General features: G+C 65.7%; 17 protein-coding genes. 3 read left to right on the top strand and 14 right to left on the bottom strand.

What is annotated here, in order from left to right; all coding sequences use genetic code 11:
* Positions 1–4: 4 nt before the first annotated feature.
* Complete coding sequence (locus U0025_RS18020) at positions 5–670, bottom strand: COQ9 family protein (RefSeq protein ID WP_004208860.1); 666 nt, start codon at positions 668–670, stop codon at positions 5–7.
* Between the two features lie 9 nt (positions 671–679).
* Positions 680–1,561, bottom strand: a complete 882-nt coding sequence (locus U0025_RS18015; RefSeq protein WP_004208859.1) for a DMT family transporter — start codon at positions 1,559–1,561, stop codon at positions 680–682.
* Positions 1,562–1,629: 68 nt separating this feature from the next.
* On the opposite strand from U0025_RS18015, the gene U0025_RS18010 reads away from it, so the two are divergent.
* Entirely contained in the window at positions 1,630–2,721 is a 1,092-nt protein-coding gene (locus tag U0025_RS18010) for an alkene reductase (protein ID WP_004208858.1), read from the top strand.
* Between the two features lie 75 nt (positions 2,722–2,796).
* Here U0025_RS18010 and ribH read toward each other — a convergent pair whose 3' ends face one another.
* The 6 genes from ribH to U0025_RS17980 form a co-directional block, all read right to left on the bottom strand.
* Complete coding sequence (gene ribH, locus U0025_RS18005) at positions 2,797–3,219, bottom strand: 6,7-dimethyl-8-ribityllumazine synthase (protein WP_004208857.1); 423 nt, start codon at positions 3,217–3,219, stop codon at positions 2,797–2,799.
* Between the two features lie 11 nt (positions 3,220–3,230).
* Positions 3,231–4,511 (bottom strand): 3,4-dihydroxy-2-butanone-4-phosphate synthase, encoded by a 1,281-nt coding sequence (ribB, locus tag U0025_RS18000; protein ID WP_004208856.1) that lies wholly within the window; start codon positions 4,509–4,511, stop codon positions 3,231–3,233.
* Between the two features lie 73 nt (positions 4,512–4,584).
* Positions 4,585–5,193, bottom strand: a complete 609-nt coding sequence (locus tag U0025_RS17995; protein WP_004208855.1) for a riboflavin synthase — start codon at positions 5,191–5,193, stop codon at positions 4,585–4,587.
* 36 nt (positions 5,194–5,229) lie between these two features.
* Positions 5,230–6,183, bottom strand: coding sequence for a bifunctional diaminohydroxyphosphoribosylaminopyrimidine deaminase/5-amino-6-(5-phosphoribosylamino)uracil reductase RibD (gene ribD, locus U0025_RS17990; protein WP_051156951.1), 954 nt, complete (start codon positions 6,181–6,183; stop codon positions 5,230–5,232).
* 35 nt (positions 6,184–6,218) lie between these two features.
* On the bottom strand, positions 6,219–6,719 hold the full coding sequence (locus U0025_RS17985; RefSeq protein ID WP_004208853.1) for a hypothetical protein: 501 nt from the start codon (positions 6,717–6,719) through the stop codon (positions 6,219–6,221).
* Positions 6,720–6,770: 51 nt separating this feature from the next.
* A complete protein-coding gene (locus U0025_RS17980) occupies positions 6,771–7,460 on the bottom strand; it encodes an energy transducer TonB (protein WP_004208852.1) in 690 nt (229 codons plus the stop codon).
* A gap of 187 nt (positions 7,461–7,647) precedes the next feature.
* Between U0025_RS17980 and U0025_RS17975 the strand changes: the two genes are divergently transcribed.
* Entirely contained in the window at positions 7,648–8,256 is a 609-nt protein-coding gene (locus U0025_RS17975) for a hypothetical protein (protein WP_004208851.1), read from the top strand.
* Positions 8,257–8,346: 90 nt separating this feature from the next.
* On the opposite strand, the gene U0025_RS17970 is transcribed toward U0025_RS17975, so the two are convergent.
* From U0025_RS17970 to U0025_RS17960, 3 genes are all read right to left on the bottom strand, one after another.
* A complete protein-coding gene (locus U0025_RS17970; RefSeq protein ID WP_004208850.1) occupies positions 8,347–9,612 on the bottom strand; it encodes a DUF445 domain-containing protein in 1,266 nt (421 codons plus the stop codon).
* Between the two features lie 81 nt (positions 9,613–9,693).
* A complete protein-coding gene (locus U0025_RS17965; RefSeq protein ID WP_004208848.1) occupies positions 9,694–12,858 on the bottom strand; it encodes an efflux RND transporter permease subunit in 3,165 nt (1,054 codons plus the stop codon).
* A gap of 92 nt (positions 12,859–12,950) precedes the next feature.
* Positions 12,951–14,123: an efflux RND transporter periplasmic adaptor subunit gene (locus U0025_RS17960; RefSeq protein WP_004208847.1), complete on the bottom strand. Its 1,173-nt coding sequence runs from the start codon at positions 14,121–14,123 to the stop codon at positions 12,951–12,953.
* 232 nt (positions 14,124–14,355) lie between these two features.
* Here U0025_RS17960 and U0025_RS17955 point away from each other — a divergent pair, with 232 nt between their 5' ends.
* Positions 14,356–14,604, top strand: coding sequence for a GlsB/YeaQ/YmgE family stress response membrane protein (locus tag U0025_RS17955; protein WP_004208846.1), 249 nt, complete (start codon positions 14,356–14,358; stop codon positions 14,602–14,604).
* A gap of 60 nt (positions 14,605–14,664) precedes the next feature.
* Here the strand turns inward: U0025_RS17955 and U0025_RS17950 are convergent, their stop codons facing one another.
* The 3 genes from U0025_RS17950 to U0025_RS17940 all read right to left on the bottom strand — a co-directional run bounded on the left by U0025_RS17950 (position 14,665) and on the right by U0025_RS17940 (position 15,653).
* Positions 14,665–14,922, bottom strand: a complete 258-nt coding sequence (locus U0025_RS17950; RefSeq protein ID WP_004208845.1) for a GlsB/YeaQ/YmgE family stress response membrane protein — start codon at positions 14,920–14,922, stop codon at positions 14,665–14,667.
* 195 nt (positions 14,923–15,117) lie between these two features.
* Positions 15,118–15,417 carry a CtrA inhibitor SciP gene (gene sciP / locus U0025_RS17945; protein ID WP_004208844.1) on the bottom strand — a complete coding sequence of 100 codons (300 nt, stop codon included), beginning with the start codon at positions 15,415–15,417 and terminating at the stop codon, positions 15,118–15,120.
* A gap of 107 nt (positions 15,418–15,524) precedes the next feature.
* Positions 15,525–15,653 carry a hypothetical protein gene (locus tag U0025_RS17940; RefSeq protein ID WP_289305503.1) on the bottom strand — a complete coding sequence of 43 codons (129 nt, stop codon included), beginning with the start codon at positions 15,651–15,653 and terminating at the stop codon, positions 15,525–15,527.
* Positions 15,654–15,769: the final 116 nt, after the last annotated feature.

The raw sequence follows: 15,769 nt of genomic DNA, 5'->3' as shown, positions 1-15,769 counted from the left end.
AACTTCACACCGCCGGGTAGCGCAGCCGGCCGATGAAGCGCGACAGGCTGAGATGCTCGCCATCGCCCACGCCCTTGAAACGGGCCTTCATCTTCTCGAAACGCATGATCCCCTCGATCCGCCGGCCGACGAAGGCGCGGCTGTCGGCATGATCCTCGCTCTCGTCATTGACGAAGGTCAGCAGCGTCGCGGCATAGATGCTGCCGAGCGTCGCGCGCTTGCTATAATGGTTGAGGTCGGTGGCGGTGTCGCCCGCTGCCCGCCACATGATATCGGCGGCGTGCCAGCCCAGCTTGGCGGCGCGCACGGCATTGGTCGGCATCGCCAGAATCGCCTGCGCCCGGCGCAGCGCTTCGCGGTCGGGCGCCAACAGGGCCAGGCGGGTCTCGATCAGCGCGCTGATCTTCTTGCGGATCGACATGGCGGCCAGCTTTTCGGGGGGCAACGCCTCCAGCATCCGCGTGTCGATGCTGGCGAACCAGGCCTCGATCATGCCCATGGCACGATTGTCGAAGGCCAGCGCGGCGACATCGGCATCGATGCCCTTTTCCGCCGCCGCCATCGCCACCGCTTCGGGCCGCCAGCCGTCAAAGGCGGCGTGGCGCGGCAGGATCGGCGCCAGCAATGCGCGGATCTCGTCCAGGGTCAGGTCTTGGGTCTGGTCGGTCATGGCGCCAATCTAGGCCCGTCGCGGCAGGCGCACAAGCACCAGTGCGATCGTCACGGCCACGCCGCCGACAATGTCGGTCGCGCTCAATGTTTCGCCGAACAGCAGCCAACCGGCCAGCGCGGCGACGGCGGGTTGCAGCAACAGGCTGAGCCCCAGCACCAGCGGCGAAAAGCAGCCGAGCGCATAGGTGAGCAACCCCTGGCCAACGATCTGGCTGGACAGGGCAAGGATGATGAGCGGCGTCCAGTCTTGCGGCATCACCGTTTCGCCCATCGCATTGGCGGCGAGCAGCAGCGGCAAGGCCCCGGCCGCGCTGACGACCGCGAGCACCGACCAGCTGTCCAGCCGCTTGCGCGCGCCCTGGATCAGCAGAAGATAGGTAGTGTAGAGCAGCCCGGCGAGCAGGCAGAACAGGTCGCCCTTCAGGTTGACAGGCGACAGCTCATAGCTGCTGCCCATCAATATGGCCGCGCCGATCGCGGCCAGGATCAGCGCGCCGATCTGCAGCTTCGATACATGCTCCCGCAGCACGATCAGCCCCCAGAGCGGCAGCATCAGCGCGCTCATATTGCCGAACAGCGTTGCATTGGCGACCTTGGTATGGCCGATGCCCAGATGCCAAGCGGCCAGGTCGGCGGCAAAGCAGACCCCAGCGACAATCACGATCGTCCACTGGCCGCGCGACAAGCGGCTCTTGCGCAGCTTCGGCAATGCCAGGATGAACAGGAAGGGCATGGCGATCGCCAATCGCCAGAAGGCGGCCGCTACCGGCCCGACATCGGCCAGCCTTACCAGCACCGGTCCGAGCGCCAGAATGATATTGGCCAGGATCAGCGCCGGAAAAGCGAGTCTGGGCGTCGCGATATGCGCCATGGGGGTTGAAGCGGCCATGGCGGCTCCCTAGCTGGCTTTCTGCATCAAGTCCCGTTGCAAATTGCAACGTTCATGAGGGAGGTTTCATGACCACTATTTTCGATCCGATAAAGCTCGGCGCCGATACCGCTGCCAACCGCGCCATCATGGCGCCGCTGACGCGCGGCCGCGCCACCCGCGATCATGTCCCGACCCCGATCATGGTCGATTATTATGCGCAGCGCGCCTCGGCCGGCCTTATCATCAGCGAGGCGACCGGCATTTCGCACCAGGGCCTGGGCTGGCCCTATGCGCCGGGCCTCTGGTCCGACGAACAGGTCGAGGCCTGGAAGCCGGTCACCCAGGCCGTGCATGACAAGGGCGGGCTGATCGTCGCCCAGCTCTGGCATATGGGCCGTGCCGTCCATTCGGCCGTCACCGGCGAGCAGCCGGTTTCCTCCAGTGCCACCGCGACGCCGGGTGACGCCCATACCTATGAGGGCAAGAAGCCCTATGAGGTCGCCCGTCCGCTCGCGATCGACGAAATTCCCGGTATTATCGCAGACTATGTGAAGGCAGCCAAAAACGCGATCGCCGCCGGCTTCGACGGGGTCCAGATCCACGCCGCGAATGGCTATCTGATCGACCAGTTCCTGCGCGACAACAGCAATTTTCGCGATGACATCTATGGCGGCAGCATCGAGAATCGCGTCCGCCTGCTGCGCGAAGTGACTCAGGCGGTGGTCGATGCGATCGGTGCCGATCGCGTGTCCGTGCGCCTGTCGCCCAATGGCGATACCCAGGGCGTCAATGACAGCAATCCCGAGCCGCTGTTCGCCGCCGCCGCCGATGTGCTGAACCAGATCGGCATCGCCTTCCTCGAACTGCGCGAGCCCGGCCCGGACGGCACCTTCGGCGCCACCGACGTGCCGCGCCTGTCGCCGCTGATCCGCCAGCATTTCAAGGGGCCGCTGGTCCTCAACAGCGATTATGGGCTGGGTCGCGCCCAGGCCGATCTCGCCTCTGGCCTGGCCGACGCGATCAGCTTCGGTCGCCCCTTCCTCGCCAATCCCGATCTGGTCGATCGTCTGCGCGAAGGCGCGCCGCTGACCCAGGCGCAGATGGCGACCTTCTACAGCCAGGGTGCGGAGGGTTATACCGACTATCCGACCCTGGCCGAGAAAAAGGCGGCCGCCTGATCCCTCGTCACCCATGAAGAAGGGCGCGTTCCTCGCGGAGCGCGCCCTTATTTGTGTCTGCCGAAAGGCCGGGGATCAGATCGCGAAACGCTCGCGCAGGCCCAGCATGGCGATCGCTGCCTTGGCCGCTTCGCCGCCCTTGTCCTTCTGGTCGGGACGGGCGCGGACCAGGGCCTGCTCCTCATTCTCGACGGTCAGGATGCCGTTGCCGATGGCGATCGCGTCCATGCTCAGTGCCATCAGGCCGCGCGCGCTTTCGTTCGACACCACTTCGAAATGATAGGTTTCGCCGCGGATCACCACGCCGATCGCGACGAAGCCGTCAAAGCGGCCGGTCTCGGCTGCCAGCGCGATCGCGCCGGGGATTTCCAGCGCGCCCGGAACGGTCACCACCTCATATTTGTGGCCGGCTTCGTCCAGCGCAGCCTTCGCGCCTTCGATCAGCAGGTCGTTGAGATGGTCGTAGAAGCGGGCTTCGACGATGAGAAACTTGGCCATGTGAATATCCTTCAGAGCTCGATCGGACGCTGCCCAACCACGGCCAGGTCATAGCCGTCAAGGGCGATCAGGCTGTGCTGGGTGTTGCTGAGCAGGATCATGTCATGCACGCCCAGTTCCGCCAGGATCTGTGCGCCCACGCCATAGTCGCGCAGTTCGTCCATGCCCGCCGGTGCCTTGCCGGCATGGGCCTGGATCATGCGGGTCAGCATGTCGGGTTCGCCGTCACGCAGCAGCACGACCACGCCGGCGCCTTCCTTGTCGATGATTTCCATCGATCGGGCCAGCATGTCGCCACGCGGGCCTTCGGCACCGAAAATGTCGCTCAGCGGAGCCAATTGATGCATGCGCACAAGGGTCGGCTGGTCGGGGCTGATGCGGCCCTTCTGCAAAACCAGCTGCTCGGACTGGGTGGCGCGGTTGAAGAAGGTGATTGCCTTCCACTCGCCGCCCCATTTGCTTTCGAAGCTGGTTTCGGCGCGACGCTCGACCACATGGTCGTGGCGGCGGCGATAGGCGATCAGGTCGCGAATCGTGCCGATCTTCATCTTGTGCTTCTGGGCAAAGACGATCAGGTCGTCGAGGCGCGCCATCGTGCCGTCGTCCTTCATCACTTCGCAAATGACGCCGGACGGATTGAGGCCGGCCAGGCGGGCGACGTCCACCGCCGCCTCGGTATGGCCGGTCCGCACAAGCACGCCGCCGTCACGGGCGATCAGCGGGAAGACATGGCCAGGCGTCACGATGTCGGCGCGCGTTTTGGACGCGTCGATGGCGACGGATACGGTGCGGGCGCGGTCGGCGGCGCTGATGCCGGTGTCGACGCCTTCACGCGCCTCGATCGACACGGTGAACGCCGTTTCGTGGCGGGTGCCATTGTTGCGGCTCATCAGGTCGAGCCCCAGCTGGTCGACGCGATCCTTGGTCAGTGCCAGGCAGATGAGGCCGCGGCCATGGGTGGCCATGAAATTGATCGCGTCGGGGGTCGCCATCTGGGCGGGGATGACCAGATCGCCCTCATTCTCGCGATCCTCGTCATCGACCAGGATGAACATGCGGCCGTTGCGGGCCTCGTTGATGATTTCCTCGGGGCTGGCAAGTGCGGTGCCGCCCTCGCGCTTGAGCAGATAGGCCTCCAGCTTGCCCAGCGTCTCGGCGGTCGGGTTCCAGTCGCCTTCGCCCAGCTTGCGCAAGCTGTTGGCGTGCAGACCGGCGGCGCGCGCCAGACCCGATCGGGACATGCCGCCATCGGTGACGAGGGCGCGGACGGAATCGATAAGCGAGGACGACATAAACACTCCTTCCCGGATCGGGGATGAGCGTTATATCACACTGTGATGTGATTTCTTCAAGAGTGAAATCACATCATTTACTGCGAAGACTTTGCATCCGGTCGAGATAGCGGGCCAGCACATCGATCTCCAGATTGAACGCCCGGCTGTCGGGCAGGCTGTCCAGCGTGGTAGCAATCGCGGTGTGCGGGATGATGTTGAGGCCGAAATGCACGCTGCCGTCGGGCTGATCCTCGACGCTGTTCACGGTCAGCGAGATGCCGTCCAATGTGATCGACCCCTTGGCGGCCAGTGCGGCAGCCAGTTCCGCCGGTGCGCTGATGACCAGGCGGATCGAATCGCCCTCGCGGCTGGCCGACACCAGATGGCCGATGCCGTCGACATGGCCGGTGACGATATGGCCGCCCAGCTCGTCGCCGACCTTCAACGCGCGTTCCAGGTTGAGCTTGCCGCCCTGCACCCACAGGCCCGGCGCGGTGCGGGCGACAGTCTCGGCCGACAGGTCGACCGCGAACCAGCCCGGCCCCTTTTCGACCACCGTCAGGCAGGCGCCCGAACAGGCGATCGATGCGCCGATCGCGACCGTCTCCATGTCATAGCCGCTTTCGATGACCAGGCGCAGGTCGCCGCGCTGCTCATGGGTGCGGATGGTGCCGATGTCGGTGATGATGCCGGTGAACATGGTGCCCAGATCCTTGGGAAAGAAATTTGCGCTGATCTAGGCGCTGCGCGTCCGCGCGTAAACCTCCAGCCGGTCCGGGCCGAACTGACGCTGGTCGGTCTGGCGCCAGCGCCCATGGGCATCAGCCAGGTCGGTCAGGCCGATGTCGCCGATCCCGGCTAGGCCCGCCCCGATCAGGATCGGCGCGCGATAGAGCAGCAGCCGGTCGACCAGATCGGCACGCAGGAAAGCGGCGGCGGTCTCGGCCCCGCCCTCGATCATCAGATGATCGACCCGGTCGAGCGTCGCGATATCCTCCGGATCGGCAATCGCGCTCCAGCCTTCGGGCGCGGCGCTCCGGCTCAGCAGCAGCCGGCGGGGCGATCGCTCCTTCAGCCCCGGCAGGCGCACGTCCAGACTGGGCGCATCGGCGCGCAGCGTGCCGCCGCCGACCAATATGGCGTCATGCCGTGCCCGCTCCAGATGGGCATGGGCACGAGCATCCGGCCCGGTGATCCAGCGACTCGACCCGTCAGCCAGCGCGATCCGCCCGTCGAGCGAGAGGCCCAGCTTCAGCGTCACTGCCGGGCGCCCCAGAGTCTGGCGCAGCACGAAACCGCGCATCGCCTCGGCGGCCTCGGCCGCCATTAGCCCCATCTCGACCGTCACGCCACGTTCGCGCAGCCAGGCGGCGCCCTGGCCATCGGTGCGCGGATCGGGATCACGCAGCGCAATCACGACTCGGGCGACGCCGGCGCGCGCCATCAGGTCGGCGCAGCGCGGCCCGCGCGGACTCAGGTGAAAACAGGGTTCCAGCGTGACATAGGCGGTGGCACCTTCGGCCCGGTCCATCGCCTCGTCCAGCGCCTGCGCCTCGGCATGGGGGCGGCCGCCCTTCTGGGTCCAGCCGCGGCCGACGACATGGCCACCGCGCACGATCAGGCAGCCGACATTGGGATTGGGCGTGGACAGGCCCCGGCCACGTTCCGACAGGGCGATCGCCGCCGCCATATAGCGACGGTCAGCGGCGACGTCGGTGATCATGGTCAGGGTTTGGCGGTCGCCGCGTCGACCTTCTGTTCGGCCTCCGCCTTGGCCAGCCGCTGGTCCAGCAAGCCATTGATCTGGCGGACGGCTTCCTTGCGCCGCGCAGTGTTGCGGGCCTCTTCGTCGCGCCATTCGATGCCGAATGCGTCGGCAAAGCCCTGCATCTTCTTCTGCTGCTTGACGAGGGCCGCCTCGCGCTTGGCGAAGTCGATCTTCTGCTGCAGGATCACCGCCGCGTCGGAACGGTTCGCATCCCAGCTCTGGACATAGATGATCTTGTTGCGGGTCGGCATCGTGTTTGTGTTCGCGTCGACGATGAAGGCCCAGACGATCACATAGGTGAAGGCCGCGGACACGCCGAGCAGCGGCCATTTATGCTGGCGCTGCTGCCGGAAATAGCTCCAGAAATCACCAAAGGCGCTCTTGGGAGAAACGGGACGGGGAAATATCGCCATGCCGCGCTTATAGGGCAGGGCGGGCGCGGATGCAAAATGATCCATCGAACATCCCTCCATGAAGGAACGGGCGGGCTATGCCCGCCCGTCCTCTGCTCAGCGATCGGTCAGGGTGAAGCGCACGGTCAGCGTCTTGACGCTGCTCACAGCAACACCGTCGCGCGTTGCCGGCCGGAAGCGCCATTTGCGCAGCGCATGCTTCTGGGTGGCGAGCCAGAAGCTCTCGTCGGTCGCCGAAATCTTGACGATGTCGCTGACGCGGCCTTCCGGACTGATGGTGACGCGCACGGTGACGTTGCCCTCCAGCCCCTGGCGGATCATCGCGCCGGGATAATCGGGTTGGAAAGACCCCAGCGCGTTTGGCGCTATCGTCGCATCGATCAGGACCGGGATATGTGGCGGGGGCAGGGGGGGATCGATGACTGTCCCGGTTCCAGAGCCGTCAAAGGGCGAGGATGGGCCGGTTTCGATCGTCGGGCCGGCCGGAACGGGCATCGGTACGATCGGATCGGTGGTCGTCGGCTTTTGCGGCAGCGGATTGGTCTGGACCGTCTGGGTGGTCGGTTCCGGCGGCGCCGGTTCAGGCGGTGGGGGCAGCGGCACCGGATAGCCGGTGATCGGCGGCGTCGGCCGCACCCAGTCGATGACCTCCTTGGGCATCAGCAGGAAGGCGCCGACCACCACGGCATGGACCGCAATTGCCCCGCCGATCCCGATCGGTGATTTGCGCCGCGCGGCATAGCCCGACCGGGTCGCATCCTGTGTCGGTTGCATCGTCATATACATGGACTGCACCCTCCTCTCGTGGCGCCGTCTCTCCGACGGCCATGAAATGATACAACATCAAAATATGATATGTTGCAACATCAATTTTCAGGAATGCGGTGCGCCTGAAATATTCGCGTTGCCTCGGGACATATCGGGGCAATGCGGCGGTGCGAGACATTGGGGCAACGCAAATCCAGGAACCCCGATGCGCCTTCCCACGATGCTGCTCTTGTCGACCCTGTTGCTGCCGGTGCCGCTGTTCGCCCAGCAGCCAGCCGACCTGTCTGCGCGGACGGAAGGTCCGCATGACGGCGGGACACGGCCCGAGGGGCCCTGGGCAGCCGATGCCGACGGTGATGGCCGGATCACGCGGGACGAGATGCACGCCTGGCTCGACCGCCGCTTTTCGGCGATGGATTCGGATGGCGATGGGGCGATCTCGGCCGAAGCCATGCAACAGATGCTGGGCCATCAGCGCACCCCGCGGCAGGAAGGGCAGGGCGAACGTCGGCATGGCCGTGGTGGTCCTGGCGGCGGCCCCGGTGGCGCTGGCGGCCCTCCGCCCGGTGGTCCGCCACCCGGCCCGCGACCGGGCGGCCAGAGTGGCGACGCCGCTCCACCCCCACCTCCGGGCCGCGCCATGCCCTATCCCGAGGATGGTAATGAGGATGGCGTGATCGATCGCGCCGAATTTTCCGCCCCGTCGCTCGCCATGTTCCATGATCTAGACCGCAATGGCGACGGCGTGCTGAGCGCCGACGAGCTACCGCCATCGCCGCCACCACCGGGGGGTGAGGGCGGTCCCGAAGACTGATGTTCAGTTAGGAACCGGGGGCCTTCTCCTCTGTGCGACCGGTTCCGGTCGGGGCGCGTCGTTTTTGGCCCGATGCGCCCCGACCATTTCTCAGAAGAATGTGTCGATCGCGTGGATCGCCAGCCCAACCAGCCCGCCGACCAGCGTGCCGTTGATGCGGATATATTGCAGGTCGCGACCGACCGCATTCTCCAGCCGGCTGGTGACCGTGCCGGCATCCCATCCGCGCACCGTCTCGCTCACCAGCTTGACGATCGAATCGCCATAGGTCGCCGTGGCCCCGACCGCGCCGCGCCGCACGAAGCGATTGATCACCAGTTTTAGCCGCGCATCCTCCTGCAGGGTGCCGCCCAGTTGCTGCAACGCCTCGCCCAGTCGCCCCGCCATCGCCTTGCCCGGATCGCGCACCGCACGCAGCAGGCCGGTGCGGGCCTGTTCCCACATCCCCTCGATCCAGCGCTGCATCGCAGGATTGTCGAGTATCTCGTCGCGGATCTTCGCGGCCTTCGCCTGCATCTCGATGTCGAACTGCAGATCGAAGGCAAGCTTGGCCATGCCTTCCTCGGCCTTGAGGCGCAGGCTGTGGCCAGGATCGGCGGCCATGTCCGCCAACAACTTGCGCAGGCCGCCCAGAATCGCATTGGCCAGATTTTCGTCCAGCCCGGTCCAGCGCAGCACCGTGCCGGCGCGCTCATGCACCATCTGGCGGATCAGATGGTCATTCGCCTCCAGCGCCCTGTCGGCCCACTGGATGATGCCATCCATCACCGGCGCATGGCGGCCGTCGCGCATCGCCGCCTCAATTGCTTGCCCCACCAGCGGGCCGACCTTGATCGCGCGCAGCCGCTGGCCGATCGCGCCCTTCACCATCCCGCCCAGCCGTTCCTGGTCCAGCGCCTCCAGCATGTCGGCGAGCAACCGGGATGCGCCGACGCGCAGTCGCCCGTCGCCGGCGGACGGGCTGGCGAGGAAACGGCCGGCCGCACCGGCCACGTCCATGCCGCGCATCCGCCGCGCGACGACGGCCGGGATCAGGAAATTGTCGCGCAGGAATATTGCCAGCGTGTCGCCGATCCGGTCCTTGTTGCGCGGAATGATCGCCGTATGCGGGATCGGCAGGCCGAGCGGATGGCGGAACAGGGCGGTGACCGCGAACCAGTCGGCCAGGCCGCCGACCATCGCCGCCTCGGCAAAGGCCTGGACGAAGCCGATCGCGGGATGGAGATGGACGGTGGCGCGCGCCGCGATGAAGAGCGCCGCCATCGCCAGCAACATCCCCGTCGCCACCAGCCGCATGCGCCGCGCGGGATGGGCGGCGGCGTCGAGGGGCGAGCGGGGCATGCGCAGCAGCTTCATGGTGGTGAAACGGTTACGCGCCCGTTTCGTTCAGGCAAGCCCCATATTTTGCCATGGGGCCGCCCGCGCGATCGCGGCCCCTTATTCCGCCGGCTGGGCATGGCTGCCCGCATGGCCGTCATGCGACTTGTGGGTCAGGAAGCGGCGGCTCAGCCGCGGCCCGGCCCATTGCTCGACACCCAGCGCCAGGCTGAACACGGCCGGCACGATCACCAGCGTCAGCACCGTCGATAGCAGCAGGCCGCCGATCACCGTGATGCCCATCGGCGCGCGCCAGGCGGCGTCACCCGACAGCGAAAGGGCCGTCGGCACCATGCCCGCGACCATCGCGACCGTGGTCATCACGATCGGCTGCGCGCGCTTGTGGCCGGCGTCGAGGATCGCCTCCTGCTTGGGCACGCCCTTCTCCATTTCCTCCAGCGCGAAGTCGATCACCAGGATCGAGTTCTTGGCGACGATGCCCAGCAGCATCAGCAGGCCGATGAACACCGGCAGCGACATGGGCTGGCCGGCAATGTGCAGCGCGATCGCCCCGCCCAGCGGCGCCAGCAGCAGCGACCCCAGGTTCACGAAGGGCGGCATGATCCGCTTGTAGAGCAGCACCAGCACCGCCAGCACCAGCATGATGCCGGAGAAGACGGCGATCACGAAGTTGGTCAGCATTTCCGCCTGGAACTTGCTGTCGCCCGCCTCGATCTTCTGCACGCCCTGGATGCGGCCTTCCTTGATGGCCTTCATCGTCGGCAGTTCGTTGATCTTCTGGTTGGCCTGGCTGGTGACGATGCCGGGCGCCAGGTCCGCGCCGACGACGACGCGGCGGATCTGGTTATAGCGGCGAATCTGCGTCGGGCCTGCGCCAAAGCTGATGTCGGCGACCACCTTGAGCGGGACCGAACCACCCGACACGGTCGGCACCGGCATATTCTCGATCGTGGCGATATCCTTGCGGCTATCCTCGGCCAGCGCGACGCGGATCGGGATCTGGCGATCGGACAGCGAGAATTTGGCGACATTCTGGTCGATGTCGCCGATCGTGGCGATGCGGATCGACTGGCTGAGCGCAGCGGTCGTCACGCCCATGCTGGCGGCCAGGTCCAGGCGCGGCTTGATGATGATTTCGGGCCGCTGCATGTCGCCCTGCACGCGCGGCGCGCGCAGTTCGCGGATGCCGGCCATTTCATGCACCAGCTGGTTGGCGGTCTTTTCCAGCAGCTCCGGATCGTCCGAACCATACATCATGATGATGTCGCGGCCGAAGCCACCACCCGACTGCGACTGGAAATTGACCCGTGCGTCGGCGATCGTCTGGAACTTGGGCGCGATCTTGCGCTCCCAATCCACCGACGACATCGGCCGGGTCTTCTTGAGCGTCAGGAAGATGTCGGCGCTGGTCGGCTCGATATCGGCAAAGGCGGCCTCGACCACATCCGTGTCGGCGGCCAGCATGTCGGCAACCTTGCGGGTGATGGCGGTGGTCTGCTCCAGCGTGCTGCCCGGCACGGTCTCGATCTTCACCTGGCTGAAATCGGTGTTGATCGTCGGCTGGAAGGTCATGGGCAAAGTGCCAAAGGCGAACAGGGTCGCCACGAAGGCCAGCATGCCGATGCCCAAAGTCCACACGCGATGGTCGACGAAGAAGGCGACGAAGCGGTTGCGGAAACCGCCGCGCGCGCGTCGGGCCTTCGCCCTGCGCTGGTCCAGCGACCAGTGGAGCACGCTCATATAGCGGTCCATCAGCCAGCCTTCGCCATGGCTCGCCTCGCCATGGGCCTTCAGGAAATAGGCTGCGATCATCGGCGTGATCAGGCGCGCCACGGCCAGACTCATCAGCACAGACACGACCACGGTCATGCCGAACTGGATGAAGAACTGGCCCGAAATGCCCGGCATCAGCGCGACCGGCAGGAACACCGCGACGATCGCCATGGTGGTGGCCAGCACGGCCAGGCCGATTTCGTCGGCTGCGTCGATCGACGCCTGATAGGCCGATTTGCCCATGCGCATATGGCGCACGATATTCTCGATCTCCACGATCGCGTCATCGACCAGCACGCCCGCCACCAGGCTCAATGCCAGCAGCGAAATGCCGTTCAGCGTAAAGCCCAGCATGTCCATGAACCAGAAGGACGGGATCGCCGACAGCGGGATGGCGAGGGCAGAGATCATCGTCGCGCGCCAGTCGCGCAGGAACAGGAAGACGATGACGACCGCCAGCACCGCGCCCTCGATCATCGCCGACATGGCACTGTGATACTGGCCACGTGTATATTCGACGCTTGAATAGAGCTGCTTGAACTGGACCTTGGGATTTTCCTTCTTCAGCTTGTCCAGCACCTTCATCGCATCATCATAGACGGTGACGTCGGACGATCCCTTGGCCTTTTCCAGGCTGAAGCTGGTGACCTGCCGGCCGTTCATCAGCGCCAGGCTGCGCTGTTCGGCATACATGTCGCGAACATCGGCAATATCGGCCAGCTTGACCGTGCGGCCGCCGGAAATGGCGATCTGGGTCTGGCCCAGATCATGGGCGTTGCGGGCATTGCCCAGCACGCGGATCGACTGTTCGGCGCCGGCAATCTCGGTGCGGCCGCCGGCCGCGTTGATGTTGACCTGGCTCAGCTGCGCATTCACCTGCGCGGCGGTGACGCCATAGGCCTGCAGACGGGCAGGATCCAGAATGACGCGGATCTCGCGGCTGACGCCGCCGCCGCGCCGCACCGCTGCCATGCCGCTGACCGACAGCAATCGCTTGGCGACCGTATTGTCGACATACCAGGACAGTTCCTCCAGCGTCATGTCGGTCGCTTCGGCGCTGAAATAGGCAATCGGGCCGCCATCCACGTCAATGCGCTGGACCTGCGGTTCCAGGATGCCGTCGGGCAGGTCGCTGCGAATCTGGTCGACGGCATTTTTGACGTCGTTGACTGCGCGATCGACCGGCGTGCCGATCTTGAACTGGACATTGGTCAGCGACTGGCCTTCGGATGCGAAGGAGGTGATGTCCTCGACCCCGCTGATGCCGCGCACGGCGGCCTCGACCCGCTGGGTCACCTGGGTTTCCAGTTCGGTCGGCGCGGCACCCGGCTGGGACACGGTGACGCTGACCATGGGGAAGCTGATGTCGGGATTCTGGTTGATGTCCATCCGCAGGAAGCTGACGACACCGGCCAGCATCAGCGCGGCGAACAGGACCAGCGGCGGTACCGGATTGCGGATCGCCCATGCGGAGATATTGCGAAAACTCATGACGGGCTTCCCTCACCGGACGCCACCGCGTCCGCTTCCAATATTGTCAGTCCTGCCGGTCCGGGCACGATGGCCCGGCCGGGACCATTGCTTCAGCGCGCCTTGAGCGCTTCCGGCTTCACCTTCTGCCCCACGGTCAGGAAGGCGCCGGCCGACGTCACGATGCGTTCGGCGCCGGTGATGCCGCTGGTGATGGCGACGCCCGTGTCGGACACCTGGCCCACCTTCACGTCGCGCCGTTCGACCTGATTCTTGCCGTTGACGATATAGACATAGCTGCCCTTGGCATCGCTCTGCACCGCCGATTCCGGTAGCAGCGGGGCATTGCCCGAGCCGCTGGTGATCGTCGCCGACGCGAAGCCGCCGGGGCGGATAGCGTCATTATAGGCGACCGCGATGCGGGCGATGCCCTGGCGGGTCTGCGGATCGACGACTGGCGATACCTGCCAGACGCGACCGCTGAAATGCTGGTTGCTGCCGACCGGGGTCACGGTCGCACTGTTGCCGGCGCGCAGCGTCGCCAGATCGGCTTCGGCCACCTGCGCCTGCATTTCCATCTCGCCATCCTTGGCCATGCGGAACAATGTGCCGCCGCCGGCCTGGACGATCTGGCCGGGCTCGACCGTGCGGGTCAGCACCAGGCCGGATGCCGGCGCGCGGATGTCCAGGCGGCCGGTACGGGCGCGCTGTTCGGCCAGTTGCGCTTCGGCCACGCGGACCTGGGCGACGGCCTGGTCACGGGTGGCGGTGCGCTGGTCGATGTCGGCGGCGCTGATGAAGCCGCGGCCGACCAGCGCCTTGGCGCGTTCCAACTGGGCCTGGGCCAGCTTGGCATTGGCACGCTGAACCTCGACCTGGGCGGCCAGCGAATTGACCTGCTCGCTCTGGACCGACCGTTCGACGGTGGCCAGCACCTGGCCGGCACGGACCCAGTCGCCCGGCTGCACCAGCACGCGCGTCACCATGCCGCCTTCGCCGACCACGCCGACCGGCATGTCGACACGGGCGGCCAGCGATCCGGTGCTGCTCACGGTGCGGGCGACCATCGTCTGGCCGGGGGTCAGCACGGTCACGACCGGCGCCTGCGGTGCCGCGTCGGGCGCGGCGGCATCCTTGCCCCGCATCGACAGCGCGGCGGCAGCTGCCACCAGCGCAACCGCAACAACGCCACCGATGATCAGCAGACGCCGGCGACGGCGAGTCCGGTCTTCGTCATCGACCAGGATCGCGGACGATTCGCCCGTCAGCGTAGTTTCGTAATTCATGCCGTTTCCATCTCTCCGGCGGGTTCCGCCCAAACTCGGAACTGTGTTATATGAATATATCACCGCCCTCAAGCCCCAATATCACGCTTGGACGGGCCTTCGCAAAGCCAATTGTGCTGATGCGAAGGGCTTGGCGGGCTCTTGCATCTTGTCCGTCTCTTGCCAAAGGGGCCGGACTATGTCGCTATGCCGCGCCTTGGGGCGGGTTGGACAGTGCAAGAGGATACGCGCCATGGAATTGCTGGGATGGATCATCACGGGCCTGCTCGCGGGGGCATTGGCGCGTCTGGTCATGCCGGGGCGCGATCCGGGGGGATGTGTCGTGACCATCCTGCTCGGCATGGCCGGGGCCTTGCTGGCGGCCTTTGTAGGCCAGATCATGGGCTTCTATGCGCCGGGCGAGCATGCCAGTTTCATCGCCGCCGTGCTGGGCGCGATTGCAGTGCTGGCGCTCTATCGCTGGTTCAGCGTCCGGCGCTGACGCAAAAAGGCCGCGTCCTTCCTGGGAAGGACACGGCCTTTGATATTGCATGTCCGGTCGTTAGCGGACCGATCCGCGCCGTACCAGGTTGACGATCGCCAGCAGGATGACCGCGCCCAGCAGCGAAACAAGGAAGCTGTAGAGCGTCAGTCCGGCATTGTTGATCGAGCCGCCACTGAAGATCAGGCCGCCGATGAAGGCGCCGACGATGCCGACGACGATGTTCAGCAAGATGCCCTGCTGCGCGTCCGTGCGCATGATCATGCTGGCGAGCCAGCCAATGATGCCGCCGACGATAAGCCACAAGATGATGCCCATGTTACTCTCCTTAACCACACCCCCAACGGGTTTGCTGGCTATTCAACCCGGAACATGGCTTCGCGTTCCCGCACAAAATGATTCCGCCTTGGAAACCATCCCCGACCCGCAACGCGAAAGGGACCGTCGGACGGTCTGTCCGGCGGTCCCCGCATCATTTTCCACGGTGTCCGCCCGTCGGCGGCACCCGATCCCTCAATATTTCTGCTGCCGCTCGTAGAGCGACTTATAATATTGGATGCGCGTGACGCGCAGGCCATGCATGCCCGAACGGTCCACCGCCCGCTGCCAGCTGGCAAATTCTTCCAGCGTCAGGCTGTAGCGGGCGCAGGCCTCGTCCACGGTCAGCAGGCCCCCATTGACGGCAGCGACGACCTCCGCCTTGCGACGCACCACCCAACGGGTGGTGTTCACGGGCGGCAGATTTTCCAGCGTCAGGGGTTCGCCGAGCGGTCCTACGACCTGTGCAGGCCTGATTTTCTGGTTCTCTATCATCTTTACCCTCAATTAGCGGCATTGGCGTTGCCGAATTCAGCAGCGAAACCTCGTTGTCACATCAGCCCTGAAGATCGGCTAAAGCCCCAAGGTAAACACAGGCTTCATCATCCTTGCCCCACCCCTAAATGGCTCGCGATCAGCGGGTTAAAGCTTCCTGCGAGACGAACGGCTTCGATCTTGCCGTCGGAACGTGGCGCGAAAACCTCGGCCAGTTCCTGAATCCAGTCCTCCATTCCATCCTGCCCCCGCAGGACGCCCGCGACCGCCAGGGCCGTGGGACTGGCCGCCTGCGCCGCAGCCGAAGCCGCCCGCAGGAAAGGCCAGGCCGGGACGCGTGCCCGGCCTGTCG

Origin of the sequence: Sphingobium yanoikuyae, assembly GCF_034424525.1 — a bacterium.
In the GTDB taxonomy this organism is placed as follows: Bacteria; Pseudomonadota; Alphaproteobacteria; order Sphingomonadales; family Sphingomonadaceae; genus Sphingobium; species Sphingobium yanoikuyae.
This window is presented reverse-complemented; position numbering and strand designations above follow the sequence as displayed.